The 25,342-nt window shown below is 59.3% G+C and carries 23 protein-coding genes; 16 read left to right on the top strand and 7 right to left on the bottom strand.

Going from position 1 to position 25,342, the window contains the following annotated elements; genetic code table 11:
* Positions 1-13 precede the first annotated feature (13 nt).
* Positions 14-589, top strand: coding sequence for a cysteine hydrolase family protein (locus AC1DLT_RS05875; RefSeq protein ID WP_477486145.1), 576 nt, complete (start codon positions 14-16; stop codon positions 587-589).
* Positions 590-835: 246 nt separating this feature from the next.
* Positions 836-2,959, top strand: a complete 2,124-nt coding sequence (locus AC1DLT_RS05870) for a bifunctional diguanylate cyclase/phosphodiesterase (RefSeq protein ID WP_477486488.1) — start codon at positions 836-838, stop codon at positions 2,957-2,959.
* Between the two features lie 25 nt (positions 2,960-2,984).
* Here the strand turns inward: AC1DLT_RS05870 and AC1DLT_RS05865 are convergent, their stop codons facing one another.
* The 6 genes from AC1DLT_RS05865 to AC1DLT_RS05840 form a co-directional block, all read right to left on the bottom strand.
* Positions 2,985-4,607 carry a sensor histidine kinase gene (locus AC1DLT_RS05865; protein ID WP_477486144.1) on the bottom strand — a complete coding sequence of 541 codons (1,623 nt, stop codon included), beginning with the start codon at positions 4,605-4,607 and terminating at the stop codon, positions 2,985-2,987.
* Between the two features lie 181 nt (positions 4,608-4,788).
* Positions 4,789-5,544, bottom strand: coding sequence for a glycosyltransferase family 2 protein (locus tag AC1DLT_RS05860; protein WP_477486143.1), 756 nt, complete (start codon positions 5,542-5,544; stop codon positions 4,789-4,791).
* 295 nt (positions 5,545-5,839) lie between these two features.
* Positions 5,840-6,277: a hypothetical protein gene (locus tag AC1DLT_RS05855; protein WP_038539647.1), complete on the bottom strand. Its 438-nt coding sequence runs from the start codon at positions 6,275-6,277 to the stop codon at positions 5,840-5,842.
* A 208-nt stretch (positions 6,278-6,485) separates the two neighbouring features.
* A complete protein-coding gene (locus tag AC1DLT_RS05850) occupies positions 6,486-8,054 on the bottom strand; it encodes a SpoVR family protein (protein ID WP_247135442.1) in 1,569 nt (522 codons plus the stop codon).
* Complete coding sequence (locus tag AC1DLT_RS05845) at positions 8,051-9,328, bottom strand: YeaH/YhbH family protein (protein WP_477486142.1); 1,278 nt, start codon at positions 9,326-9,328, stop codon at positions 8,051-8,053. Before AC1DLT_RS05845 ends, AC1DLT_RS05850 begins: the two co-directional genes overlap by 4 nt.
* 186 nt (positions 9,329-9,514) lie before the next feature.
* The gene (locus AC1DLT_RS05840; RefSeq protein WP_038539656.1) at positions 9,515-11,458 is read right to left on the bottom strand and encodes a PrkA family serine protein kinase; all 1,944 of its coding nucleotides are present in this window, start codon (positions 11,456-11,458) and stop codon (positions 9,515-9,517) included.
* A gap of 308 nt (positions 11,459-11,766) precedes the next feature.
* On the opposite strand from AC1DLT_RS05840, the gene AC1DLT_RS05835 reads away from it, so the two are divergent.
* The 14 genes from AC1DLT_RS05835 to visR all read left to right on the top strand — a co-directional run bounded on the left by AC1DLT_RS05835 (position 11,767) and on the right by visR (position 24,860).
* Positions 11,767-12,333, top strand: coding sequence for a DNA-3-methyladenine glycosylase (locus AC1DLT_RS05835; RefSeq protein WP_247135440.1), 567 nt, complete (start codon positions 11,767-11,769; stop codon positions 12,331-12,333).
* Positions 12,334-12,796: 463 nt separating this feature from the next.
* On the top strand, positions 12,797-14,404 hold the full coding sequence (locus tag AC1DLT_RS05830; protein ID WP_477486141.1) for a globin-coupled sensor protein: 1,608 nt from the start codon (positions 12,797-12,799) through the stop codon (positions 14,402-14,404).
* Entirely contained in the window at positions 14,404-14,697 is a 294-nt protein-coding gene (locus AC1DLT_RS05825) for an STAS domain-containing protein (protein WP_038539662.1), read from the top strand. Before AC1DLT_RS05830 ends, AC1DLT_RS05825 begins: the two co-directional genes overlap by 1 nt.
* A 2-nt stretch (positions 14,698-14,699) precedes the next feature.
* The gene (gene cheY1, locus AC1DLT_RS05820; protein WP_038539665.1) at positions 14,700-15,065 is read left to right on the top strand and encodes a chemotaxis response regulator CheY1; all 366 of its coding nucleotides are present in this window, start codon (positions 14,700-14,702) and stop codon (positions 15,063-15,065) included.
* Between the two features lie 16 nt (positions 15,066-15,081).
* Entirely contained in the window at positions 15,082-17,358 is a 2,277-nt protein-coding gene (locus AC1DLT_RS05815) for a chemotaxis protein CheA (RefSeq protein ID WP_038539668.1), read from the top strand.
* A gap of 6 nt (positions 17,359-17,364) precedes the next feature.
* On the top strand, positions 17,365-17,832 hold the full coding sequence (locus AC1DLT_RS05810; protein ID WP_038539671.1) for a chemotaxis protein CheW: 468 nt from the start codon (positions 17,365-17,367) through the stop codon (positions 17,830-17,832).
* Entirely contained in the window at positions 17,829-18,737 is a 909-nt protein-coding gene (cheR, locus tag AC1DLT_RS05805; RefSeq protein WP_038539673.1) for a protein-glutamate O-methyltransferase CheR, read from the top strand. The genes AC1DLT_RS05810 and cheR overlap by 4 nt, the downstream gene beginning before the upstream one ends.
* Positions 18,734-19,774 (top strand): protein-glutamate O-methylesterase CheB, encoded by a 1,041-nt coding sequence (gene cheB / locus AC1DLT_RS05800; RefSeq protein WP_038539676.1) that lies wholly within the window; start codon positions 18,734-18,736, stop codon positions 19,772-19,774. The genes cheR and cheB overlap by 4 nt, the downstream gene beginning before the upstream one ends.
* Positions 19,775-20,164 (top strand): response regulator, encoded by a 390-nt coding sequence (locus AC1DLT_RS05795; RefSeq protein ID WP_007759259.1) that lies wholly within the window; start codon positions 19,775-19,777, stop codon positions 20,162-20,164.
* Positions 20,161-20,718 (top strand): chemoreceptor glutamine deamidase CheD, encoded by a 558-nt coding sequence (cheD, locus tag AC1DLT_RS05790; RefSeq protein ID WP_038539681.1) that lies wholly within the window; start codon positions 20,161-20,163, stop codon positions 20,716-20,718. The genes AC1DLT_RS05795 and cheD overlap by 4 nt, the downstream gene beginning before the upstream one ends.
* A gap of 29 nt (positions 20,719-20,747) precedes the next feature.
* Positions 20,748-21,137, top strand: a complete 390-nt coding sequence (gene cheT, locus AC1DLT_RS05785; RefSeq protein ID WP_038539684.1) for a chemotaxis protein CheT — start codon at positions 20,748-20,750, stop codon at positions 21,135-21,137.
* Positions 21,138-21,300: 163 nt separating this feature from the next.
* Positions 21,301-22,971 (top strand): flagellar basal-body MS-ring/collar protein FliF, encoded by a 1,671-nt coding sequence (gene fliF / locus AC1DLT_RS05780; RefSeq protein WP_038539686.1) that lies wholly within the window; start codon positions 21,301-21,303, stop codon positions 22,969-22,971.
* Positions 22,972-23,383: 412 nt separating this feature from the next.
* The gene (gene visN, locus AC1DLT_RS05775; RefSeq protein WP_244447468.1) at positions 23,384-24,100 is read left to right on the top strand and encodes a transcriptional regulator VisN; all 717 of its coding nucleotides are present in this window, start codon (positions 23,384-23,386) and stop codon (positions 24,098-24,100) included.
* Between the two features lie 13 nt (positions 24,101-24,113).
* A complete protein-coding gene (gene visR / locus AC1DLT_RS05770) occupies positions 24,114-24,860 on the top strand; it encodes a transcriptional regulator VisR (RefSeq protein WP_051899639.1) in 747 nt (248 codons plus the stop codon).
* Positions 24,861-24,903: 43 nt separating this feature from the next.
* Here visR and AC1DLT_RS05765 read toward each other — a convergent pair whose 3' ends face one another.
* Positions 24,904-25,338, bottom strand: a complete 435-nt coding sequence (locus tag AC1DLT_RS05765; RefSeq protein ID WP_477486140.1) for a hypothetical protein — start codon at positions 25,336-25,338, stop codon at positions 24,904-24,906.
* Positions 25,339-25,342 lie beyond the last annotated feature (4 nt).

Raw genomic sequence — 25,342 nt, 5'->3', positions numbered from 1 at the left:
CACGGAGAACGAAATGGTTGGTAATTGGATTCATCTTTGCATCGACATGCAGCGGATGTTCGCTGAAGACACCCCATGGCACGTCCCCTGGATGCGCGAAGTATCGCCGCAGATCCAGGAGCTATCCGGCCGCCATCCCGAGAATACTATCTTTACGAGGTTCGTGACGCCGACGCGCCCCGAGATGATGGAGGGTATGTGGCGTGTGTACTATGAAAAGTGGCGGATGATGACGCGCGAGCATCTCGATCCGGGCCTTGTCGACCTGATCCCCTCATTGAAGCTCCTTGTCCCTCCTGCGGGCATATTTGACAAGGTGACTTATTCTCCCTGGATAAGTGGAGAGCTGCACCGAATGCTGCTGAAGAAGGGTATCGAAACCGTGGTCCTGACCGGCGGCGAGACCGACGTTTGCGTCCTCGCTACAGCACTTGGCGCCATCGATCTTGGGTACCGCGTGGTCGTGCTGAAGGATGCCGTCTGCAGCGGAGCCGACGACACACATGATGCGTCGCTCGAACTTCTGGGAGACCGCTTCTCCGTTCAGCTGCGCATTGCAACCACCGAACAATTCCTGCGAGAGCTGTAGAGTGCTGGTCCGCCTTGGGATTGTTCGTAGGATGAGGGTTCGCTCTGCGGAACTCCCGTCCTGCCATGCTGATCGCCCTGCCCCATTTCGTTACCCAGGTTGAGTTCTCTGTCGAGAGATTAACGAGGTGTTGACTAAGTGCTTTAGCGATTTTTAATATTCGTACATGCTATTGAATCCGTGCAGCGCAATGCGGACATGACGTCTTCTGCAGCCTTGGGCAATTCAATAAAGCTGGGATCTGTCATGCTCGCACGCCGACCGAAGGAGAGCCGTGAAGGCTACTCCGTTTTCATTGCCACCTCGCTACTCCTTCTTGTCGCCGTGATCCTTGGCGGCATGGGTGCTCATGTCGTTGACCGCATGCGCAGTTCCGCAAATGCGCTCGATGACAACAGAGCCATATTGGCGGCAGAGGCTGCCGTCTCGTCCTTCAAGGGGAAACTTGCAGCAACGGTGCGGGACAATGCCGTTTGGGACGAGGCCTACAAGGCGATAACGCAAGGGGATCGCGACACTTGGACTTATGAGAATTGGGGCAAGACCAGCGCGGACTACGCGCTCTATGACGGGGTCGTGCTGACAGCCCCGGCAGGCGGTAAGAGCATCGCCTATCTTAAAGCCAATATAATAGATCCGAACGAATATCTTGGTGCAAAATTTCGTGGGCAAACGGAATCAGCCGCTCGGCCCGGCATGGACCCTACCGTCAACTTCTTCAGAAACGGCGACGATATCATTGTAGTGGCGTCGGAGGCGGTTCAGCCGTTCGGATCGAAGGTTGAGGATTCGCAGTACTATGTCCTCAGCTTCTTCAAGACCCTGACTTCCGAAGTCGTGGCTGAAATGGCCAAGGATCATCAGCTCCCGGAACTCCACATAACCTACGGTCCGGCAGCCAATCTCCTGAATTCGCCGCTCATGGATGCCGATGGAGTTGAAGTTGCGCGTTTGGCTTGGCCAAGTGCCGCTCCCGGGAATACGATTTTTGATGAGGTTCGCCCCTTTATTGCCGCCGCTATCGCAGTCCTTGGTGTTTATTTGGTGGGCGTTCTGTATGCAGGCTGGTCGGAAACGCGTCGCTTGAAGAGTTTGGCCGATCGCGCCCGGCATGAGGCCACGCACGATAGTCTCAGCGGTCTTTTGAACAGGCTCGGTCTGATCGAGGGACTGGACCGGCTGATGCAGGCCAACAAGAGCCAGATGCTGGTTTTGCACCTTATCGATCTCGACGGCTTCAAGGCCGTCAACGATGCCTGGGGGCATGCGATCGGCGATCAGCTGATCAGGCTGGTGGCGGAAGCCCTGCGTGACATTCATCCCGACACGGCTGGTGTCGCGCGGTTGGGCGGCGATGAATTCGCTCTTATCCAGCTGGGCTCCGCCAACCTTGCCGAACTTGACGATGAACTTCTTGAACGTCTCAAAAAGCCGTTTTTCATCGAAGGCCGCACGATCGAAATCGGGGCGAGCATCGGGGTTGCTTCCCGTGACGACGCAGAGGATGCGCATGAACTCCTTCGTCGGGCGGACATGGCCCTTTATGAAGCGAAGGAAACGGGCAGGGGATGCGCGGTCACCTATCATCCGGATCTTGACCGCCAGCGCGAGAAGATCGCGGCGTTGGAAAGTGAGCTTCGGCGCGCACTTCAGAAGGATGAGATCCAGCCGGTCTTCCAGCCCCTGGCTTCGGCTGCCTCCGGAGACATCACAGGCGTGGAGGCGCTGGCAAGATGGAGGCGCGCGGAAGGAGCAATCGGCCCGGACGCCTTCATACCGTTGGCGGAGAAATGTGGATTGATCGATATCCTCGGCCTCCAGATGCTTCGAAAGTCCATCGTGGCGTCGAAGGCGTGGGCTCCGCTTTCCTTGTCGGTCAATGTCTCTCCGATCCAGCTGTGCAACCCGAACTTTGCGGGGGACGTGCTCGCCGTTCTGGAAGAGGAAGGGTTTGACCCTTCCCGACTGACACTGGAGATCACCGAAGCGGTTCTGATGTCGAACCCTGAGCAGGCGCGGCGCTCCATCACCGCCCTGAAATCGGCCGGCATCCGTTTTGCCCTCGATGATTTTGGTGCAGGTTACGCCAGTATCGGCACGCTACGTGAATTCGGCTTCGACCGGATGAAGATCGATCGCTCGCTGGTTCAAGCCATGGATGACGGCAGCACTGGCCGGAACGTCCTGACGGCCACGATCTCCTTGGCTATGGCGCTCGGAATTCCGGTCACGGCGGAAGGCATCGAATCCGCCGACCAGGCGGACGCCCTTCGAGTTGCCGGTTGCGATCAGCTGCAAGGCTACCTGGTGGGCAGACCCATGGGACGGGACGAACTTGTATCCTGGCTTGCTTCATCGATTGCCGCGTAAAGGGCTCTTCCCGTGACGCGAAGCCCTACGCCGACTGCTGTTGCCTGACTTCTTCGAACGGCAGATCGACCGTGAAGGTCGTGCCTCGGCCCAGAATGCTCCGGACTGAGATCGACCCTCCGTGCAACTCGACAATTTCCTTGACGATATTGAGACCGATCCCCGTTCCCGCGATTCCGGTGGCGCTGCGGGCGCGAAAGTAAGGTTCGAACAGTTTCGGCAGGTCGTCGGCATCCATGCCGATGCCGGAGTCGGTGACGCCGACAATAACTCGCCCACCGTCCTTCCATCCGCTGACATGAATGTTGGAACCGGCAGGTGAATATTTGACCGCGTTCGACAACAGATTGGAAAAGACCCGCTCTATCGCGTCCCTGTCGATCATCTGCAGCGCTGGAATTGCATCGAGATTGTGGCTGATCGTGTGACTTTTGCTGAGCTCGGCTCGGCTTGCGATGCATTGACGAAGTATAGCGCTGAGCGAACTGGCTTGTTTGTTGATGGCAATGGTCCCGGTCTCCAACCGCCCGGCGGCGAGGATGCTTTCCATCAGCTCGACCATACGGGCAACTGCGCCCTTGATTTGCAAGGCCTTGCCCTCCAGGAACTGCGGGGTCACAGCCGTCTTTGTCCGCGTCAGCCGCTGGGCCGCTCCGTCGATCACGGCCAAAGGCGTCCTGAATTCGTGCGATATCATCCCGACGAAACGGCGCTGCAGCGCATTGATACCCCGTTCGTGCTGGAGAAGGCGGTCCAGCTCAATATTCTTTTCCTGAACTTCCGCCGTTCGGTCCAGGACGATCTTTTCGAGCTCGTCTCGATGCTGGCGCAGTCTCCGCTCGCTGGACTGAAGCGCCTTGAGGGCAAGTTGCCGGTCATGGACGTCCTCAAGGAGCCCATACCAGCGGACGACCCCGCCGTTACCGTCGAGCCGAGCTGCCGCGCGGTTCCGGTACCACCGATACCGCCCTCTCGCTGTGCCGATCCTGTAGATCATGTCGAACGGTGCGCCGGTCTTGACCGAGGACTCCCATTTGGCAATGACCTCAGGCAGGTCCTTCGGGTGCAAGGTCTTCTCCCATCCGCGCCCCAGGGCTTCGCCGACTTCCCGTCCGGAGGCGTTCTGCCACCCTGGGCCGACCTCGACGACATTCCCCAGCGCATCGGCTAACCACGGTGTCTGGGGATGCAGCTCAATGAGAGAGCGATAATGTTCCTCACTTGCCCGCAGGACCTTCTCGGCATGGCGGAGCTCCGTAATGTCGGAAATAACGACAATCAGAACCGGCTTCTTCCCCGCAGCCGTTGGCATGAAGGACCGCCGCTTGTGCGTCAGAAGCGTCCGGGCCGAACCATCCGGACCGGTGACTTTCTCCTCGAACAGCCGCTCCTCACCGGTCGCCAGCACGCCCGCATCCATCTCTCGGATCCGTTCGGCTTCGCCTGCAGGCAAGAAGTCACGGTCGGTGCGGCCAAGTATGTCGCCGAGGCCGACGCCGAACATCCCGCACGCCTTGCTGTTGAGAAACAGGAAGCGTGACTCTTCGTCCTTGATGATCGTGGGTCTCGGGGCGCCTTCGAAAAGGTCTTCCAAAAGTTCGCGATGAGATGTGTGCAGATCAGGTCCGATGGCGGAGTCTTGGTTCATTCGCAAGGGTCCAGATCTACTCGCGTAATTTGATCGGTGCCTAATGTACAATCGGAGCGTTACCGAATGCTGAAACCAAGGGGGGCTGTTTTAGCCGAAGAGAAATCGAAGAGAGACCTGAATATGGCGGTTTTTCACCCATGCCGAATTGCTGAGGATGTGCTTGTCGTGGGCCCCAAAATCATTCCTCGACCCAATAGGAAGTCGTATTCTCGATAACTTTTTTGATCTTGCGGTTGTCTCTCCATTCTCGTCCGGTGTCCCGGATGACCGGTGTCTGCCGGGGAGAAAAAATATAGTTCTTATGCGGCGCCGCCAACCGCTCCAGTTCTGCGTTGACGCCGGAATAGAATTGTTTTTCCGGATCTCGCGAGGCGTCCATCAGGCCGGAAGCCTGCCGGGCGAAAGAACCGCGAAGAATGGAAGGTGACGTCGTGAATTTCGGAAAAGTCCGAAACAGCGGGATTTTTATGCCGAGAAACCGTGCATATTCGTTTCTCTCGTGAAGATGGCCGTCTTTCGCGATGCTCCAGTTCTGGTCAGCCGTGTGAAAGGATACCTGCATTACGGCGGGATCTGCAAACGGGGCAAAAATCTCCTCGCCGAGATCCGTCAGCGCGATCCAGTCGTCTTCGAGGTGGAACACGTAATCCGACTGCGTATTGGACCAGAGACGCTTGACCGCAGCGCCAAATCCAGGCTCGCTGGGTCTAAAGAAGGAAGCTGACGGAAGGTAGTTCGAGACGACCCGCAGGCACTCGGCCTCATCCTCTTCGGTTCCGAAGATCGGATCCATGTTGACGAGGACATTCGAGACGGAGAAATGAGCAAAGCAGCGCTTTGAAAAACTTTCCAATGTCTGCTCAAGCAAATCCGGCCTTCTGCCGGCAACGATGCACAAATCCAGACTAAAATTCGCCAACGCAGCATATCCCACTGAAACCGGAGCTCTTTAGAGTTCGGTTCAAATACCATAGTGGCAGCAAGGTCGCCACCTTCTGGGGACATGCAGCCCTCTCGCCCACAACGGTGTGGGTTACGACGCAAACTTTATCTCGCAGCGCGTGGCCGCCGCGGTCAAAATGGATCGACAAGGGCCGCACCGGCCGCCTCGTTCTTTCAGGACGCAGCGTCAACCCTCGGCCGTTCCCGCAACGGCAAGCGGCAACGCCGAGGTATCGGGCAATCGCCCGGCAAGGCGCAGTCTGATCGTGTTCGACGAAGCGACAAGGCTACCTTCTGAAGAAAGAAGCCAGGTAAGCAAGGGGGCCGCTGGATCTGCGGGTGGCGATGGACCGCACCTGATGGGCGACTGTGCTTGCGCTCACATGCGCTCCGAAGTGGCAGAAGCAGACCAGTTTGTGAATCTGTCGGTCTGACAGTTCAAAAAACCGCCTGGCTTCCCCATAGGTGTCGTCTCTCATCCCCGCGGCGCGCAGCACGGGATCCCCGAACGCGACGGCAATCGCCGTTCCGTCGCCGCGCATGGCGGCCCTTATTTCATCCGGCTGATATTCGGTTTCCCGAAATGTCGAAAGGGATCGGTCGGGGTTGAGCTCAAGAATCTCGGCCCACCGTTCGAGCCGTTCGCTGCTGGACATCTGGAAGTCGGGATAGCTGCGGTTTATCCTGGCGATAGTCTTCAGCTGATCGACTGCACGTTGCTCCATTACGGCCTCCTATTTGAACAAAATAGATGCCCGTCGCCCAAGTGTTATTTTGATCCTGACCGCTTTTGATGTCCAATCACGATTGTCCATCGGCAGGAACTCCGGCCGCTCCTGTAATCAAAGTTGATGAGCGGGGATCAACGTCGCCATGGCGTCCTGCCAGGCTTGGAGTTGCCGGATCGGCAGAGACCTGCCTCGTGCGCTGTCGTCAGGAGAAAAGGTCACCCTTATGAAGGATTTCGCGGGGATGGGCGGCATGTTCCTTCACCACCTTCTCGGCGCTGTCGATTTCCTGCAGCATGACGTCGTATCCCCACAGATCTGCCAGATGTTGCAGAACCTGCCGGGTCTCGCTGTCCTCGAGAACCCAGTCGTTCGGCGCCCGGTGCTGCAGGAGAAGGCGGCGGTCGCCGGCGAGATCGACATCGATGATGTCGATCCTCGGATCGGTCCAGCCGATATCGTATTCGCGCGCCAGCTGGCGGCGGACGCGCTTGTAGCCGCGCTCGTCGTGGATCGCCGAAACCAGGATCCCTTCGCTCATCTGCGGATCGTCGTAGAGCTGGAAAAGGCGCCACTTGCGGATCAGGTGCGGGCTCAGGAACTGGCTGATAAAGCTCTCGTCGCGGTAGTCGGCCCAGATGCCGCGCAGGACCTGCATCGGATCTCCGCGGCCGGCAATATCCGGGAACCATTCGCGATCCTCGTCGGTAGGCTTGGTCACGATCCGCTCGATATCCTGCATCATGGCGAAGCCGATGGCATAGGGATTGAAGCCGGAGAAACGCCGATCGTCATAGGTCGGCTGGAACACGACATTGGTATGTGATTTCAGGAATTCGAAATAGTTGCCGTCGCTGATCTGCCCGCGGTCGTGCAGCCTTTCCATGATCTGGTAATGGACATAGGTCGCCGTCCCCTCGTTCATCACCTTGGTCTGGCGCTGCGGATGGAAATATTGTGCGACGTGGCGGACGATGCGCAGGATTTCCCGTTGCCATGGTTGCAGCCGGGGCGAGGACTTTTCCAGGAAGTAGAGCAGATTGTCCTGCGGCAGGCCGAGCGCTGCGCGCCGTCTTTCGAGATCGACATCGGCCGCATCGCGTTTGCGGCCCGTCGGCACCGTGCGCCAGAGATCGTTGAACATCTGCTCTTCATGGGCGCGCCGTTCCAGCTGGCGTTTTTCCTCCTGGCGCAGGTCGAGTCTCGTCTTGCCCGCATAACGGTGTACGCCATGTGACATCAGCGCATGAGCGGCATCGAGGGTCCGTTCGACCGCCGTTTCGCCGTAACGTTCTTCGCAGCGGGCGATATAGCTCTTGGCGAAATCGAGATAGTCGAGAATGCCCTCGGCATCCGTCCACAGCTTGAAGAGATAGTTGTTCTTGAAGAAATGGTTATGACCGAAGGCCGCATGGGCGATCACCAGGGTCTGCATCGTCGCGGTGTTCTCCTCCATCAGGTAGGAGATGCAGGGCGACGAGTTGATGACGATCTCATAGGCGAGATCGCGCATGCCGCGGCGGTAGAAGGCTTCGTGATGGGCGAAATGTTTGCCGAACGACCAGTGCCGGTAAAACAGCGGCATGCCCGTCGAAGAATAGGCATCCAGCATCTGTTCGGCGGTGATCACCTCGATCTGGTTCGGATAGACGTCGAGCCCGAGTTCCCCGATCGCGATTTCCTCGCAGGCATCGTGGATACGCTGGAGCGTCGTGAAATCCCAGTCCGCGCCTTCGAAGAGCAGTCGATCCTTCTGCATAGCCGCCTGAGTCATGGCATCGCCTTCGTCTGTGTCGAACGCTTCTGGAAGAGATCGTGGAAGACCGGAAAAATCTCGTTCTTGCGGCAGACCTTGCGCATCGCAAGCGTTGCCGAACCGGACCGGATGCTTTCATAAAGGCGCCAGAGAGGGGAATTCGATACCGAGGAATCGCCACCCTCTTCATCGACCTCAATATAGGCGAAGTACTGGCAGAGCGGCAAAATCTCGTGTCTCAGCAGATGGCCGGCCGGAGCTTCGTCCCGATAGGAGTTGTCGCCATCCGAGGCCTGCGCGGCATAGATGTTCCATTCGGTGGGGTCGAAGCGTGAAGCGATAATGGAGCGCATCGCCGCAAGCGCGCTCGATACCAGCGTGCCGCCGGTCGCCTGACCGTAGAAGAAGGTCTCCTCGTCGACCTCCTCGGCCTTCTCGGTGTGGCGGATGAAGACGATCTCGACCTTCTCGTAACGCTGGGAGAGGAACAGATAGAGCAGCAGGTAGAAGCGCTTGGCCAGATCCTTCATGTGCTCCGACATCGATCCGGAGACGTCCATCAGGCAGAACATCACCGCCTTAGCAACCGGCTTCGGCTCGTTGTCGAAACGACGATAGCGAACGTCGAGCGGATCGACATAGGGAATGCGCCGGATCCTGTCCGTCAGCGACTTGAGTTCCGCCTCCAGCGACAGGCGCGTCTCCTCGTTCTCAGATTCGTTGATCTGGCGCTGCAGCGCCTCGATCTCGGCAGGCTTGGGGCGCTTGAGAGCGATGCGTCGCATCATCGCGAGCCGCGTCGTCCGGTCGATGGAGAGATTGGAAGGGGAGCCCGAAATGGAGTAGCCGGCCCGCACTGGGCTCATCTCCTCGGTCTCGCTGAGCCGTCGCTTGGCGAGTTCGGGCAGTTCGAGGTCATCCAGAAAAACCGAGAGGAATTCTTCGCGCGTCAGAACGAAGCGGAAGCCGTCTTCACCATCGCCCTGGCCGGCCTCCTTGGGTCTGCCGGCACCCTGGCCGGGTGGGCGGGGAATGATATCGCCTTCGACGAAGGCCCGGTTGCCGGGCAGGACATGATCCGTAATCCCGCCTTCGGCCCGGCGAAAACTCGGCTCGCCCATGCCGCCGATCGGGAGGCTGACTTCGCCGCCATCGAGTACATCACGGATACTGCGGCTTTGCAGGGATCGCCTGACTGCTTGCTGCACGGCGTCCTTTGCGCGCCGCAGAAACCGCTGTCGATTTTCCAAACTTTTACCGCGCGGGTTCAGCCGCCGGTCGATGATGTGCATGTTGGCTCCTGCATGAGCATTAGGGTCTGTACTCAACTAGGTTTCGGACGCCGCACAACCCAGTATGCCACAATCCTACGTCCTGTCGTCACACACAATGATGGAGATGACGTCCACCTTTGTGTGTTTAAGGAACTGAACGGTTTTCTTGCATGCTGCGTTCCAAATCCTAATTGAGTACAGACGCTAACCTGCCTGTTTGACCCGCATGTACCACTCCACCAGACGGCGAACCTGTCTTTCGGTGTAGCCGCGCCCCGTCATGCGCGACACGAACTCGCTGTGTTTCTTTTCTGTTTCGCCGTCCTTCTTCGACCCGAAGGAGATCACCGGCAGGAGATCCTCCACCTGGGAGAACATTCTTTTCTCGATCACTTCCCGGATCTTCTCGTAGCTCGCCCAGGACGGGTTCTTGCCGCCGTTATTGGCGCGCGAGCGGAGGCAGAACTTGACGATCTCGTTGCGGAAATCCTTCGGATTGGCGATGCCCGCCGGCTTTTCGATCTTGGTCAATTCCTGGTTCAGGAGTTCGCGATCGAGAAGCTGCCCGGTATCCGGATCCTTGAAGTCGACGTCCTCGATCCAGGCGTCGGCATAGTCGACATAACGATCGAAAAGATTCTGACCGTAATCGGAATAGGATTCCAGATAGGCCTTCTGGATCTCGTTGCCGATGAACTCCGCGTACCGAGGAGCAAGGTCTGCCTTGATGAACTCGATATACCGCTTTTCGGTTTCCTCCTGAAACTGTTCGCGGCGGATGGCCTGTTCCAGCACATACATCAGGTGAACCGGATCGGCGCCGATATCCGTCGTATCGTGATTGAAGGTCGAGGCTAGAACCTTAAAGGCAAAACGTGTCGATATTCCGTCCATGCCTTCGTCGACGCCGGCCGCGTCCCGATATTCCTGAACACTGCGGGCGCGCGGATCGGTTTCCTTGAGGCTCTCGCCGTCATAGGCACGCATCTTGGAGAAGAAGGTCGAATTCTCGTGCTTGCGTAGCCGCGAGAGCACGGAAAACCGGGCCAGCATCTCAAGTGTCGCCGGCGCGCAGGAGGCATCCGCAAGCTCCGAACCTTCGATCAGCTTTTCATAGATATGCTGTTCTTCCGTCACCCGCAGGCAATAAGGAACCTTGATGACGCAGATGCGGTCAATGAACGCCTCGTTGTTCTTGTTCGCCTTGAAGCTCTGCCATTCCGCCTCGTTCGAGTGGGCAAGGATGACGCCGGAGAAAGGGATGGCGCCGATATTCTCGGTGCCCATGTAATTGCCTTCCTGCGTCGCCGTCAGCAGCGGATGCAGCATCTTGATCGGCGCCTTGAACATCTCGACGAATTCGAGCACGCCCTGGTTGGCGCGGTTGAGCCCGCCGGAATAGCTGTAGGCATCCGAGTCGTTCTGGGAATAGTTTTCGAGCTTGCGGATGTCGACCTTGCCGACCAGCGACGAGACGTCCTGATTGTTCTCGTCGCCCGGTTCGGTCTTGGCGATGCCGATCTGGCGCAGTCGCGAGGGCTGCAACCGCACCACCCGGAAACGAGTTATATCGCCTCCGAACTCATCGAGCCGCTTCAGGCACCAGGGGCTCATCAGCCCGCTGAGACGCCGGGTCGGAACGCCGTATTGCTCAAGCAGCATCGGGCCCATGGCGACCGGATCGAAGAGGTTGAGCGGGCTTTCGAAGACCGGACTGATATCGTCGCCGGCCTTCAGCACGTAGATCGGATTGGCTTCCATCAGCAGCTTCAGCCGCTCGGCAAGCGACGACTTGCCGCCACCGACCGGACCGAGCAGGTAGAGGATCTGCTTTCGCTCCTCGAGCCCCTGCGCGGCATGCCGGAAGAAGGAAACGATCCGCTCGATCGTCTCTTCCATGCCGAAGAAACCGGAGAAAGCCGGATAGGCCCGGATGGTGCGGTTCATGAAAATCCGGCCGAGCCTGGCATCCTTGGCCGTGTCGACCATCTGCGGCTCGCCGATCGCCGCCAGCAGCCGCTCGGCCGCGTTGGCATAGGCCATCGGATCTTTTTTACAAATCGCCAGATATTCGGCGACAGACATGTCTGTCTCGCGCCGCGCTTCGTAGTTCCTGGTGAAGGCATCGAACAAGGATTCACTCGGCATAGGCTACTCCAGTCAGGGTTGCGCTACTGCTCGACTGCCGCAAAGATTGAAAACGCTGCGGCAATCTATTGAGAATCAAGATGTTTCTAAACCTAATACGACACCCGGAGCGTTTTCATGGCAATGCACAAAAATGTGCGTCCACAAATCCGTGCTGACTTGGCAAACAGCAAGTCGGGGCCTGTTGCATCCCCACCACAACGTCTGCGCAACGCTTCGGGTCTTCCGGGAAGTCGCGTCGTCGGCGGGGAAGACAAGCCCTGCTTCGCCGTCTATGGATGCAACCGGCAGCGAGACGGGCGTTTCTTATGGACCAGCAGTTTTTCGATAGAGGCTCCGTTGAGGTGGCGCGTGATCTGATCGGCGTCGAACTCGATGTCTCCGGCGCAGGCGGCGTGATCGTCGAAACGGAAGCTTATGAGCCGGACGAGCCGGCCTCCCACAGTTTTCGCGGGCCCACGCAGAGAAACGCGGTGATGTTCGGGCCGCCGGGACACGCTTATGTCTACCGTTCCTACGGCATTCACTGGTGTCTGAATTTTGTCTGCCGGCCCGGTAGCGCCGTGCTGATCAGGGCGTTGCAGCCGGTCAGGGGCCTTCAGGAAATGGAGAAAAGGCGCGGTCTTGCCGATCCGCTGCTCCTCTGCTCCGGTCCGGGCCGACTCTGCCAGGCGCTCGGCATCACCATCGAGCACAACGGCCTGCCGCTGTTTGCGCCACCGTTCGAGTTCACTTTGCCGAAAACACCACCCCTGATCGTCACCGGTCGGCGGATCGGCATCTCCCAGGCCATCGATCTGCCCTGGCGTTTCGGTCTTTCCGGCTCGTTGCATGTCAGCAAGAAGTTCACCGGCAAGGGTGGCATGGCGCTTTGAGTTAAAGCTATCCGTTGCAGCCGCTCGCCGATATGGGAGACAAGGCGGGTTGGCCGACGTTCAAGCGGCCAATTGAGAAAAACCGTAACCACCGAGCAATGCCGAATCGAATACCCTGATAGCGGGTAATATGCGCCTGCCTGAAGCAAAACAGGCATGCTTCTACCTTCCATTAACCTTCAGGCAAGGAATTAACCATACATATTAGAGACCACGGCGAAATGGGATGACTGCGGTCCCCCACCAGGCATGAAGCCGCAAAGCCGTACCGGTCCAATCCGGTATCCGCTCATGAAAATCCAGCAAAGCCCGTGGTGACCGCGTTGCCCATGCCCGACGGATATCGATCCGGTCTGGCGAGCATCCCCCGTTCATCCAGGCGCTGGCTGACAGCAGCTTGCATGCCGCTGATCCTCTCCGGGGATTGGCTTGAATAATTTTGGGGACGGTTTTGGTGCAGGAAATGCCATCGGATCAGGCGCGACGTGGCCAGGCAGGCAGCCTGGGCGAGAGACTGGCATTTGCCGGCCTCGACGGCGAACTGCGCGATCTGCTGCGCCGCTGCCGCCCGCAGCTCGACCGGCATCTGAAGACCGGCCTGCGCGATCTCTTCCACCGCTTTCAATCCTTTCCGGAAGCCGCCCGCAATTTCGAGAGCGAGCAGCAGATCGAACGGCTGCACGACCTGCAGGCCTCCCATTGGGGCGTGTTGACCGATGCCCGCTTCGACGCGCTTTATGCCGAGCGGGTGAAGGTTCTGTCCGATGCCGAGAGCCGGATGGGTCTCGACCCACGCTGGCACGTCGCCGGCCACGCGGTCATGCTCGAACATCTGATCGCCGGCGCGATCGTCGACCTTGCTCCGAAGTCGCTGCTGCCGGGCGGCCGTAAACGGGAGCAGGAACTGCTCGATCTCGTTGGCGCGATCACTCGCCTGGTGATGGTCGATGTCGAGATTGCCGTCTCGCTCCGCTTCAACGAACAGCGCCAGAAGCACCAGCGCGCGCTCGCCGAGCAGCGCGAAGCCGATCATGCGCAGGCGATCGAAACTTTTACCGACGTCATCACGGCACTCGCCGACCGCGATCTGACGGCAGGTCTTGCCGACGACGTGCCGGATGCCTACCGCGAACTCGCCGATCTGCTCAATCAGGCAGTCGCCGGCATGCGCTCGTCGGTCGAGACGGTCGATGGCCATGGTCAGAAGGCCGGGACGCTGACGCAGGCGCTCACCGAGGGCACTCGCTCCTTTGCCGCCGCTTCGGAAGAACAGTCCACCCGCCTCAGGGAGGCGGCACGCGTGCTCCTCGACGTAACCGCCAGGGTTAAGGGCAGCGCTGCTGAGACGGCCGCCGCCGAAAAGGCCGCCGCCGAGACGCGTCGTTCGGTTGAGGCAAGCGGCGAGGTTGTCGGTCGCGCGATCAACGCCATGGCGGATATCGAATCCTCGGCTGAAAAGATCGGTGAGATCATCGGCGTCATCGACGACATCGCGTTCCAGACCAATCTGCTGGCGCTGAACGCCGGTATCGAAGCGGCCCGTGCCGGGGAGACCGGCCGCGGATTTGCCGTCGTTGCCCAGGAAGTGCGCGCGCTCGCCCAGCGCTCCGCCGACGCAGCACGCGAGATCAAGACGCTCGTCAACGGCACCAAGGCCCAGGTGGATGCCGGGGTCGACATGGTTCACCGCACCCAGGACGCGATCGGCGGCATCGTTCGCCAGGTGTCCGACATCAACGACGCGATCGCCGGTATTGCCCGCGACACCGGCGAACAGGCCGTCGGCCTCGACCGGTTGACCGCCGAGATCGGTTCGGTCAGCGAACACGTCGCCTTGAACGCCAGCCTCGCGTTCCGCGCGAGCGAGGGCGCCGACGAACTCCATACCGTTATCCTGGAACTCGGCCGCACGGTCCGCGAGTTCCGGATCGAGCGGCAGAACCGCTATGCGGATGCGCGCCGACCTGCAGCTCCAAGACCTCAGCCGACTTTGGTCCCGATCGCGCCGATGGCGACTGAGCGGGCGGATGACGGCGAATACCTCTTTCAGAAACGACAAGGAATAAGCTGATGGCAGCAAAGAAGGCTGGAGCTGGAAGTTTGAAGCTGGCCGCAGTGTTGGACCTCAACGAGGCCTCGAACCTGCATGGCAAGCTGGTCTCCATGCGGGGCAGCGATCTCAAGATCGACGCCTCGGGCGTCGAGCGGGTCGGTGTCCAGTGCGCCCAGGTTCTGGTCGCCGGCGTCAAGGCTTGGGAAGAAGACAAGAAGTCCTTTCTCGTCGAGAAGGCTTCGGATGCATTTCAGAAGACGATGCAACTCATCGGCATTAATAACGAAAATTTGGTTGCTAAGGAGATCTAGCAATGAAGAAGAAAGTACTGACCGTGGATGACTCACGGACGATCCGGAACATGCTTCTGGTGACCCTGAATAACGCAGGCTTTGAGACAATTCAGGCGGAAGACGGCATTGAGGGCCTCGAAGTCCTCGAGGGCTGCAATCCGGACGTCATCGTCACGGATATCAACATGCCGCGCCTCGATGGCTTCGGTTTCATCGAAGGTGTTCGCCGCAACGAAAAATATCGCGCCGTTCCGATCCTCGTCCTGACGACGGAAAGCGATGCCGAGAAGAAGAACCGGGCCCGGCAGGCCGGCGCGACGGGCTGGATCGTCAAGCCCTTCGATCCTGCCAAACTGATTGATGCGATCGAGCGTGTAACCGCCTGAGCCAGGAATTCCCCCGATGGATATGAACGAAATCAAAGAGATCTTCTTTCAGGAATGCGAAGAGCAGCTCGCAGAACTGGAGTCGGGTCTTCTCAAGCTGAACGACGGGGATCGCGACCCCGAAACGGTGAACGCCGTTTTCCGTGCCGTTCATTCCATCAAGGGAGGTGCTGGCGCCTTCGGTCTGGACGACCTGGTTTCCTTCGCCCACGTCTTCGAGACGACGCTCGATTGCGTACGCTCCAACAAGCTCGAGCCGACGCAGGACGTCCTAAAGGTCATGCTCAAGTCGGCAGACGTGCTGGCCGATCTCGTCAGCGCATCGCGTGACGGCGGCGGCGTCGACGAATCGAGAAGCCGCAGCCTCGTCAAGGAACTTGAGGCGCTCGCCCATGGCGGGTCGCCCTCTTCCTCCGGCCACGACGCCCCGAAACCGGCCGCAAAGGCTGCCCCGGCTCCCGTGGCGAAAGTTGATCTTCCCAAACCGAGCGACGACAGCGGCTTTCAGCCGGTCCCCTTTTCGTTCGACGGCTTCGGCGAGGACGATGAGCCGGCAATTGAAGGCTCGGTCTACGAAGTCTCGTTCAAGCCGCGTCGCGAACTCTATTCCAAGGGCAACGAGGCAGCGCTCCTGCTGCGCGATCTGTCCCGTCTGGGAGAGATGAGCATCAATTGCGACACGGACGCTCTGCCGACCCTCGACAAGATGGATCCGGAGGCCTCCTATTTCAGCTGGAAGATCTCGATCCGGACCACCAGGAGCGAAGACGATATCCGTGCCGTCTTCGAATTCGCGGAATGGGATTGCGACCTCGAAGTGAAGCTTGCCGAAGAGGCATCTTCCAACGAGGAACTGCCGATGGTCCCGGTTCCGTTCGATCTGTCGATCCTTGATGACTCCGCTGGTGGAGAAGACGAGGAAAAGACCGCCGAACGGGGCGTTTCGGAAGAAACCGTCGCTGCGGCCGTATCCGCTGCCGAGACCGCAAGCAACGTCTCGAGGACGGCCCGTGCCGCCGAGAGGAAGGAATCGGCTGCCGCGGCAGCTGCCGCCCAGAACAATGCCGCTGCCGCGGCAGCCGGCGCTGGCCAGACGATCCGCGTTGATCTCGACCGCGTCGACCGTCTCATCAACCTCGTCGGCGAACTCGTCATCAACCAGGCGATGCTCTCCCAGAGTGTCGTCGAGAACGACGCGACCGGTACATCGGCCGTCAACATGGGCCTCGAAGAGCTGCAGCAGCTCACCCGCGAGATCCAGGACTCGGTCATGGCGATCCGCGCACAGCCGGTAAAGCCGGTCTTCCAGCGCATGTCGCGTATCGTCCGCGAAGTGGCCGACATGGTCGGCAAGTCGATCCGCCTAGTCACCGAAGGTGAAAACACCGAAGTCGACAAGACGGTCATCGACAAGATCGCCGAACCGCTGACCCACATGATCCGTAACGCCGTCGACCACGGCATCGAGTCGCCCGAAAAGCGCGAGGCCGCCGGCAAGGATCCGGAAGGCACGATCAAGCTGACCGCAAAACATCGTTCGGGCCGCATCCTGATCGAACTTGCCGACGACGGCGCCGGCATCAACCGTGAGCGCGTCCGCCAGAAGGCGATCGACAACGACATCATCGCAGCCGACGCCAACCTGTCGGATGACGAGATCGACAACCTGATCTTCATGGCGGGTTTCTCGACCGCCGATAAGATCTCCGACATTTCCGGTCGCGGCGTCGGCATGGACGTCGTCAAGCGCTCGATCCAGGCGCTCGGCGGCCGCATCTCGATCTCATCGCGGCCGGGCTTCGGCTCGACCTTCACCATGAGCCTGCCGCTGACACTTGCCGTTCTGGACGGAATGGTCGTCACGGTCGCCGGCCAGACGTTGGTGGTGCCGCTGACCGCCATCGTCGAGACGCTGCAGCCGGAGGCCGCCGCCATCCATTCCTTCGGCGCCAATCAGCGGCTTATCTCGATCCGCAACTCGTTCTGCCCGCTGGTCGACGTGGGCCGGGTCCTCAACTACCGCGCCACCCAGGCCAATCCGGTCGAAGGTGTTGCACTGCTGGTCGAATCGGAAGGCGGCGGCCAGCGCGCCTTGATGGTCGATGCCATTCAGGGCCAGCGCCAGGTCGTCATCAAGTCGCTCGAGGCAAACTACACGCACGTTCCGGGCATCGCCGCAGCCACCATTCTCGGTGACGGCCGCGTCGCTCTCATCCTCGACGTCGATGCGGTCGTCGCAGCGTCGCGAGGCCAGTCCATGAAACCTGAAATGTCGTTAGCCGCCACGGGTTGAGTTGTTATGTCGTATGCCGTGAAAAATCTGGTCCCGGGAAGCAAGGAGCTGATCGCTTTTCGCATCAGCGATCAGGAATTTTGCGTGAACATCATGTCCGTCCGCGAGATTCGCGGATGGACCCAGGCAACCCCGCTGCCGCATGCGCCCGCCTATGTCATGGGTGTTATCAATCTGCGCGGCGCGGTCCTGCCGATTGTCGATCTTTCGGCCCGGCTTGGCATGAAGGATGCCGAGCCGACGGTACGCCATGTGATTATCGTGGCGCAGATGAAGGCCAAGATTGTTGGTCTCCTCGTCGAGGCCGTTTCCGATATCCTTACGATTACCGACGAGAATATCCAGCCAGTACCGGAAGTCTCCTCCGATCTGGAGAGACAATATGCCCGGGGGATTCTCGCCATCGATAAGCGGATGATCTGCATGATCGAGTTGGACGCCCTCTTCCCCGACCAGGAAAGCGACGCTGCATGAAGCCCTTGGGCGCCATCGAAAGCCGACAATCACCGGATGAGGTGCTCGCAAGCGGAGAATATCCGCTGACGCGCCGCGACCTCACCGACATTTCGGCGATGATCTACTCGGATGCCGGAATCTATCTCAACGATTCCAAGGCCTCGCTCGTCTATTCCCGCCTTTCCAAGCATATCCGGGCCTTGGGTCTGCGCGGCTTCAAGGATTATTGCGTTCTGGTGGCCTCGCCCGAAGGCGCTGCCGCCCGCCGCGAGATGCTGTCGCATCTGACGACCAACTTCACCCGCTTCTTCCGCGAAAACCATCATTTCGAGCACCTGCGCGACGAGGTTCTGCCGGGTCTTATCAACCGCGCCAAGAGTGGCGGCCGCGTGCGCATCTGGTCGGCCGCCTGTTCGGATGGGCAGGAGCCCTATTCGATTGCGCTGACCGTATTGTCGCTGCTTCCCAACGCGGCCGATCTCGATTTCCGTATCCTGGCGACCGATATCGACCCGAAGATCCTGGCCGCGGCCCGTGCCGGCCTCTACGACGAGAACGCGCTCGAAACCATGACGCCGGCCATGCGCAAGCAATGGTTCCGCGAGGTCGATGCCGGCGGGCGCCGTAGGTTCCAGATCGACGACCGCGTCAAGAAACTGATTACCTTCAACGAATTGAACCTGATGGCGCAGTGGCCCTTCAAGGGCAATTTCGACATCATCTTTTGCCGCAACGTCGTTATCTACTTCGACGAACCGACGCAGGTGAAAATCTGGTCCCGCTTTGCTTCGCTCCTGCCCGAAGGCGGACATCTCTATATCGGCCATTCCGAGCGTGTTTCCGGCGACGCCAAAAACCTGTTCGATAATATCGGTATCACCACCTATCGTTATACCGGTAAGGGCGCGGGGAGAAAAGCATGAGCGCTCCGGCACGAGTCCTGGTCGTTGACGATTCACCCACCATGCGCGGGCTGATTACGGCCATCCTGAATTCCGACCCGGAAGTGAATGTCGTTGGCCAGGCTGGCGATGCGCTGGAAGCACGCGTCGCGATCAAGCAGCTCAACCCCGATGTCGTTACCCTTGATATCGAGATGCCCAACATGAATGGGCTGGAATTTCTCGAAAAGATCATGCGCCTGCGTCCAATGCCGGTCATCATGGTCTCGGCAATGACCCATCAGGGTGCCAATGCGACGTTGGCTGCTCTTGAGATCGGCGCCTTCGATTGCGTCGGCAAACCGGCTCCCGGCGATGTCCGCCCGTTCATGGATCTTGCCGAAAAGGTGAAGGCTGCAGCCCGGTCCGGACCCCGCCGGAATGGGCCGACGCCGTTCATCGCCGCCTCTCCCGCTGCGGAATACCGGGTGGGTCGGAAGGTTGTGGCTATAGGATCGTCAACTGGAGGTGTTGAAGCTCTTATCGCGGTATTGCAAAAGTTCCCGCAAAATTGTCCGCCGACCGTAATTACTCAACATATGCCTTCCACGTTTACCAAAAGTTTTGCCGAACGCCTTAATCGTATCTGCGCTCCTGTGGTGCAGGAAGCCACCGATGGCGCGCGGCTGGAGATCGGCAGGATCTATCTGGCGCCCGGTGGCGAACGACACTTGCAGGTGGTCAATCCGTCGGCGCCATGTTGCCGGCTGATCGAAAAGGAGCCGGTAAACGGTCACAGGCCCTCAGTGGACGTCCTTTTCGACTCGGTCGCCGACCTGGCAGGTCGCAATGCGGTCGGGGTCATCCTGACCGGCATGGGCCGCGATGGAGCTGCAGGTTTGCTCAGAATGCGTAGCGCGGGCGCACGCACGATCGGGCAGAACGAAAAGACCTGTGTGGTCTACGGCATGCCGAGGGTTGCCCATGAAATGGGGGCTGTCGAGCAACAACTGCCGTTAGGCTCCATAGGAGAAGAAGTGTTGAAGTTAACTGCTGCCCGAAAAGAAGGTACCGAATAAATGTCTATCGCTGAAAAAATCAAAGTTCTGATCGTCGACGATCAGGTCACCAGCCGCCTGCTGCTCAGCGACGCCCTGACACAGCTCGGCTTCAAACAGATCACTTCTGCCGGCGATGGCGAGCAGGGCATGAAGATCATGGCCGAGCAGCCGCACCATCTCGTCATTTCGGATTTCAACATGCCGAAAATGGACGGTATCGGTTTCCTTCAGGCCGTTCGCGCCAATCCGAACACGAAGAAGGCCGCATTCATCATCCTGACGGCCCAGGGCGACCGTGCCCTGGTTCAGAAGGCTGCATCGCTCGGCGCCAACAACGTTCTCGCCAAGCCGTTCACGATCGAAAAGATGAAGGCCGCTATCGAGGCGGTGTTTGGAGCATTGAAATGAATGACGCCGCTGCAGTCAGGCGTGTCCATATTATCCAGGGGGAATTTAAGGTCCTGAACGACCCGAATGCTGTTCTCTCCACGATTCTGGGCTCATGCGTGGCTGCGTGTCTTCGCGATCCTGTCGCCGGTATCGGCGGCATGAACCACTTCCTGCTTCCGGGATCCGCCGGTTCCATGGCCTCGGGCGGCGATGCGACGCGTTACGGCGTGCATCTGATGGAACTGTTGATCAATGGTCTTTTGAAGCAGGGAGCCCGGCGAGACCGGTTGGAAGCGAAGATTTTTGGCGGCGCCAAGACAATTGCCAGCTTTTCGAATGTCGGCGAACAGAATGCCGCATTCGCTATGGAATTTCTAAAGGACGAAGGTATTCCGGTGGTCGGCTCCTCAACGGGCGGGGAGCACGGGCGCAAGCTGGAGTTCTGGCCGGTAAGCGGTCGGGCTCGTCAGTATCCGCTGACCGGCGCCGAAACTCAACGGACCGTGGCGATGGAGCAGCGTCCGGTACGCATGCCGGCGAAGCCGGTCGAGAGCTCAATCGAGTTCTTCTAAAAAAATCATTTCTCGGGGCGAAGATAGCCATGAACGACATCGTCAAGACGCCAATCGCTCCGTTTGAGGAATCTCTTCCAGAAGTCCTGATGCGCCTGGTCTCGGAGCTTCATGACGTGGCATACCTGATCGAACGGGTCGAGCCGCAGCTTCTGGAACTCGGCGGAGAAACAATCCTGCAATCGCCGGACAGCCTGAAAGTCCTGCAGGGCATCGACCTTGCCGTGCAGAAGACGCGCGGCCTTGCGGAATTCGTCGACACGATCACCGGCGGCATTCCGAGCGAATGGATGGTCGATGTCTCGACCGCGCTCAATCTCGTCAAGCTTGCCGACATGCAGAAGGCGCTGACCAACGGCATGCGCCACGGCCATTCCCAGCCTTTGAGCAAGGCAGCCGGCGATTTCGATTTCTTCTGATCGCCAGCCCTGACATGCATGTTTCGGCCATGATGGCCGATTACCCAGCCAGCCCTCCATAGTCGCCAGAATCCCTGCGCTCGCGAAACGCTCGCACAAGCTTCGCTTTCTAAGGTGCGACTGGGCATGGGCTCGAATACCTAGTTGGCGATGTGGGAACAGAATGAATCTGTTGGCTCAATTTTCACAAGTCTTTAGAAATCTGGCCGGTTTAGGCCAGACGAGACTTATTGCTTTAGGCGCTGTCGGCGTCATTTCAGTTGCGATCGTTATTGCGGCGGCCCTCTTCGTTAACAAGCCGGCTTACGAAACGCTCTATGTCGGGCTTGATAAGGCCGACCTCAACCAGGTGAGTATTGCGCTGGCAGAGGCTAACATGCCTTTCCAGGTCGGTACGGACGGTTCGAGCCTTCAGGTTCCGGCCGGCTCGACGAGCAAGGCGCGGCTTCTGCTGGCCGAGCGCGGTCTACCGAACAGCTCCAACGCCGGTTATGAACTCTTCGACAACGTCGGCTCGCTCGGCCTGACCTCCTTCATGCAGGAAGTCACCCGCGTTCGGGCCTTGGAAGGCGAGATCGGCCGGTCGATCCAGCAGATCAACGGCGTCAACGCCGCTCGCGTCCATATCGTGATGCCGGATGTCGGCAACTTCCGCAGGGGTGAACAGAAGCCGACCGCATCGGTGATGATCCGAGCCAGCTCGACGACGGGCCGCAAGGCGACTTCGTCCATTCGTCACCTTGTCGCTTCCGCAGTCCCGGGCCTCGACGTCGATGACGTGACAATTCTCGACTCCACCGGTCAGTTGCTCGCATCGGGCGACGAATACGGCGGCAGCGAAATGAACAAATCGCTGAGCATCGTCCAGAACGTTCAGCAGGAAATCGAGAACAATATCGACAAGGCGCTGGCGCCTTTCCTCGGCATGGACAATTTCCGTTCGAGCGTCACGGCGTCTTTGAACACGGACAGCCAGCAGATCAACGAGACGGTCTTCGATCCGAACTCCCGCGTCGAACGTTCGGTCCGGACCACCAAGGAAGCGTCCAAGTCGCAGCAGACCCAGGACGACAACGCCACGACCGTCGAGCAGAACGTGCCGCAGGCCGCTCCGCCTCCGGGTGGTGCCAATGGTCCGAAATCGACTGATCAGTCCGACAAGAAGGAAGAACAGACCAACTACGAAATCAATCAGAAGACGGTCGCCACGACGCGCAACAGCTATCAGATCGAGAAAGTCTCGGTCGCGGTGGTCGTCAACAAGGGCCGCGTCGCCAAAATGATCGGCGAGCCGGCCGACCAGGCCAAGGTCGATGCCTATCTCGCCGAGATGCAGAAGATCGTGGCATCCGCGGCAGGCATCAATTCGGGCCGCGGCGATGTCGTCACCCTGACGGCCATGGACTTCCTGGAGAACCAGCTTCTGAGCGAGGCCTCCAGCGGTCCGGGCATGATGGACATGCTGAGCCGGAATGTCGGAGGCATCATCAACTCGCTCGCCTTCGTCCTGGTTGCTTTCCTGGTGGTCTGGCTCGGTCTTCGCCCGCTCATCCGCACCGTCAGCGGCACCAATGTCGCCGGCGAAGCGGCAGAGGGTGCAGGTCTCGAACTTCCCGACTTCTCGCCTACGACCGGCAGCCCGGCGCTCATGGACGGCTTCGGTTCCGATTTCGGTTTCGACAGCTCGAACGACATGCTGGGCGGTGGCGACGACGAGGGCTTCAACCGCCGCGTCAAGGAAGGCCCCGAAAAGCGGCTTGCCCGGATGGTCGAAATCTCCGAAGAGCGCGCCGCGAAGATTCTCCGCAAGTGGGCGCTCGAAAAGGCAGCGTGACAAGGTATCACGAAAATATGATTGCGATGGGCCGGACCTTGTCCGGCCCATTTCTTTTCAGCCCCGCCGCACACTTGGCGGATTTATCCATTAGCGAATCAGTGAACAATATGGCGCAACTGGGGAAATCCGGTGTCGAGGCGATGGTAATTCGTAATGCGTCTCCTACAATGGCCTTGATTCGTACAATGGCTTCCGAGGTCCCGTGGAGGGTGGGGCTGGCTGGAAATTCCGGTGTGGACGACGAGTGAGAGCGGCTACCAACAGTATTCCTTGAAGAATTCGTCTAACTCGGGATCGTTTCGGCCCAAGAGGGGTTGTATGAAATCGCAGCATGCCGCGGCGCGCGCATTCATGATGGATGCGCCACGTGGCGGGGAGCAGATCGCGAATGGAGTTGTCGGGGGTAGAAATGATGACGGAGGGGCGCTCCTATACGGAGTCTGCCGGCTCCCGGGGACTATCGCGTGAGCAATTGGTTCGCCGTCTTTCTGTTCTGGCGGGATCCAACAACGTTCAGGCAGTCATGCGCCTGCTTGCCGATTACGTCGGCGCTTCTCATTTTCTGCTGGCCCGCTACGACCTTATCCAGGAGCAGGGCCTCGATTTTATCGTAGCGTCCAACTGGCCGTTCGATCTCGTCCGGCGCCTAGGCTCGGAGCTTGCGAGCGGTTACGCCCGTTCCACCGAACTCGAAAAATGTCTCTCGCTGCTGACCCCGAGCTTTGCGCTGTTGCCGGACGACATCGTGCCGCCGGACGACATCAGCCGGCAGTATTGCGCGCTGACGTTCTGTGTCGGCCGGACGCGCTTCTCGCTGATGCTGCTGTTTCTGGACGGCATCATCCTGTCGCAGGAACGGTTGAGGGAAGTAGGGCTGTTCGCCGCCTACGGCTCCAGTTTCGGAGAGAATGCGGATGCCAGGACGGAACGTGATTTCGAACTGACCGAACGCGAGCTGGAATGTCTCTTCTGGATTGCCGAGGGCAAGACCAGCGACGAGATCGCCGTGATCCTCGGCATATCTCGCAACACGATCAACAATTACATTACCAGCGTGATGCGCAAGACGGCAACCAAGACTCGTTCCGAGGCGATTGCCTACGCCGTTCGCAACAATCTAGTTTAGGAAAATAATTTCAATGGGTTATTCGCGCAGCGGCACGGCAGATGGACCTGGAAGCATCCAGTATCTGCGCCTCCAGCGCGCATCGAGCCGGTCGGACATCTTCCCGAAGCTCATCGCCATGCAGAAGAACCTGAAGGCGCGGAATTTTGCGGTTTTCCGCATCGCAGGCGCCGGGTTGCCCAACAAGCGCAAGCTCGTATGCGAGCTTGAAAACTGGGGAGCAGGCGCACTCGAAAGCAGCAACCAGCTCATCAGCGCTTATGGCGAGGCGCTGCTGGACCATATCGAGACGTCACTCCTGCCGCTGATCTGGAATGGTTCGGAAAACACGAGTTTTGCCGATGCCGGCGAATTTTCGCCATTGACGCATCGTCTGGATGCCGGCGCCGTTCCCTTTTCGGGGATAGCATTCCCCGTACGCCTTGGCGCCCTCGGCAATGGTTATGTTGCTTTCTTCGGGACATCGATGGAACTGGTGAGCGATGTCATCATCGACCAGCACGTTAAAAGCTGCCAGGTGGTCATGGACCTGCTGGCACTCGACGAACGCCGGAGCGTACCGGCGGAATCACTGAGCGAACGCGAGATAGCCTGCCTTCAACTGGCCGGCGACGGTCGCATCAGCGAAGAGATCGCCGAAAAACTCGGCCTCTCCGTCCACACCGTCAACGCCTATCTCGGCTCTGCTACCGTCAAGCTGGATTCAGTCAACCGCATCCAGGCGATCGCCAAGGCGATCAGGCTCGGTTATATCCACTGACCGAACCGACCGGGAACGCGTCTCTTACGCTTCGGCGGTAGCCTCACATCTGCGAGTTGCTGGTCTTTACGAATTTGGCTTCCTGAAGGCTTTTTGCGAGGAATGCGGTGTTGTCGTGCGGGTCCTCAAACGGGGCCTGGAACGCAATATGGTCGATCTCAAGCGCCGCCAGCTGGTCCGCCAGTGTCAGGCGCGCATAGACCGAAACGCCACGCGGCTTGATTTCGAGGTCGAGGACGACTTCCGGCTTGCCGTTCCATTCGAGCTTGTAATCGCCGCCAGCGCCGAAACTCACGGTCCCGGGGTGGAAATAAAGCTCCGCTGCCGAAGATACGAGGTCGGCGAGGCTGCTGTGGCACTCTAGACGGAGAAGCGAGATGAGGTCACCGGCATCGAGCAGGCGAAGTTCCGAAGCCAGCGGGCTGATTGCTTGTGCGACGATTTCTTCTCGTTCGGTGGAGTAGGTGCATTTCTTCATGACG

Source organism: Neorhizobium sp. 05N33, assembly GCF_056397445.1.
This window is presented reverse-complemented; position numbering and strand designations above follow the sequence as displayed.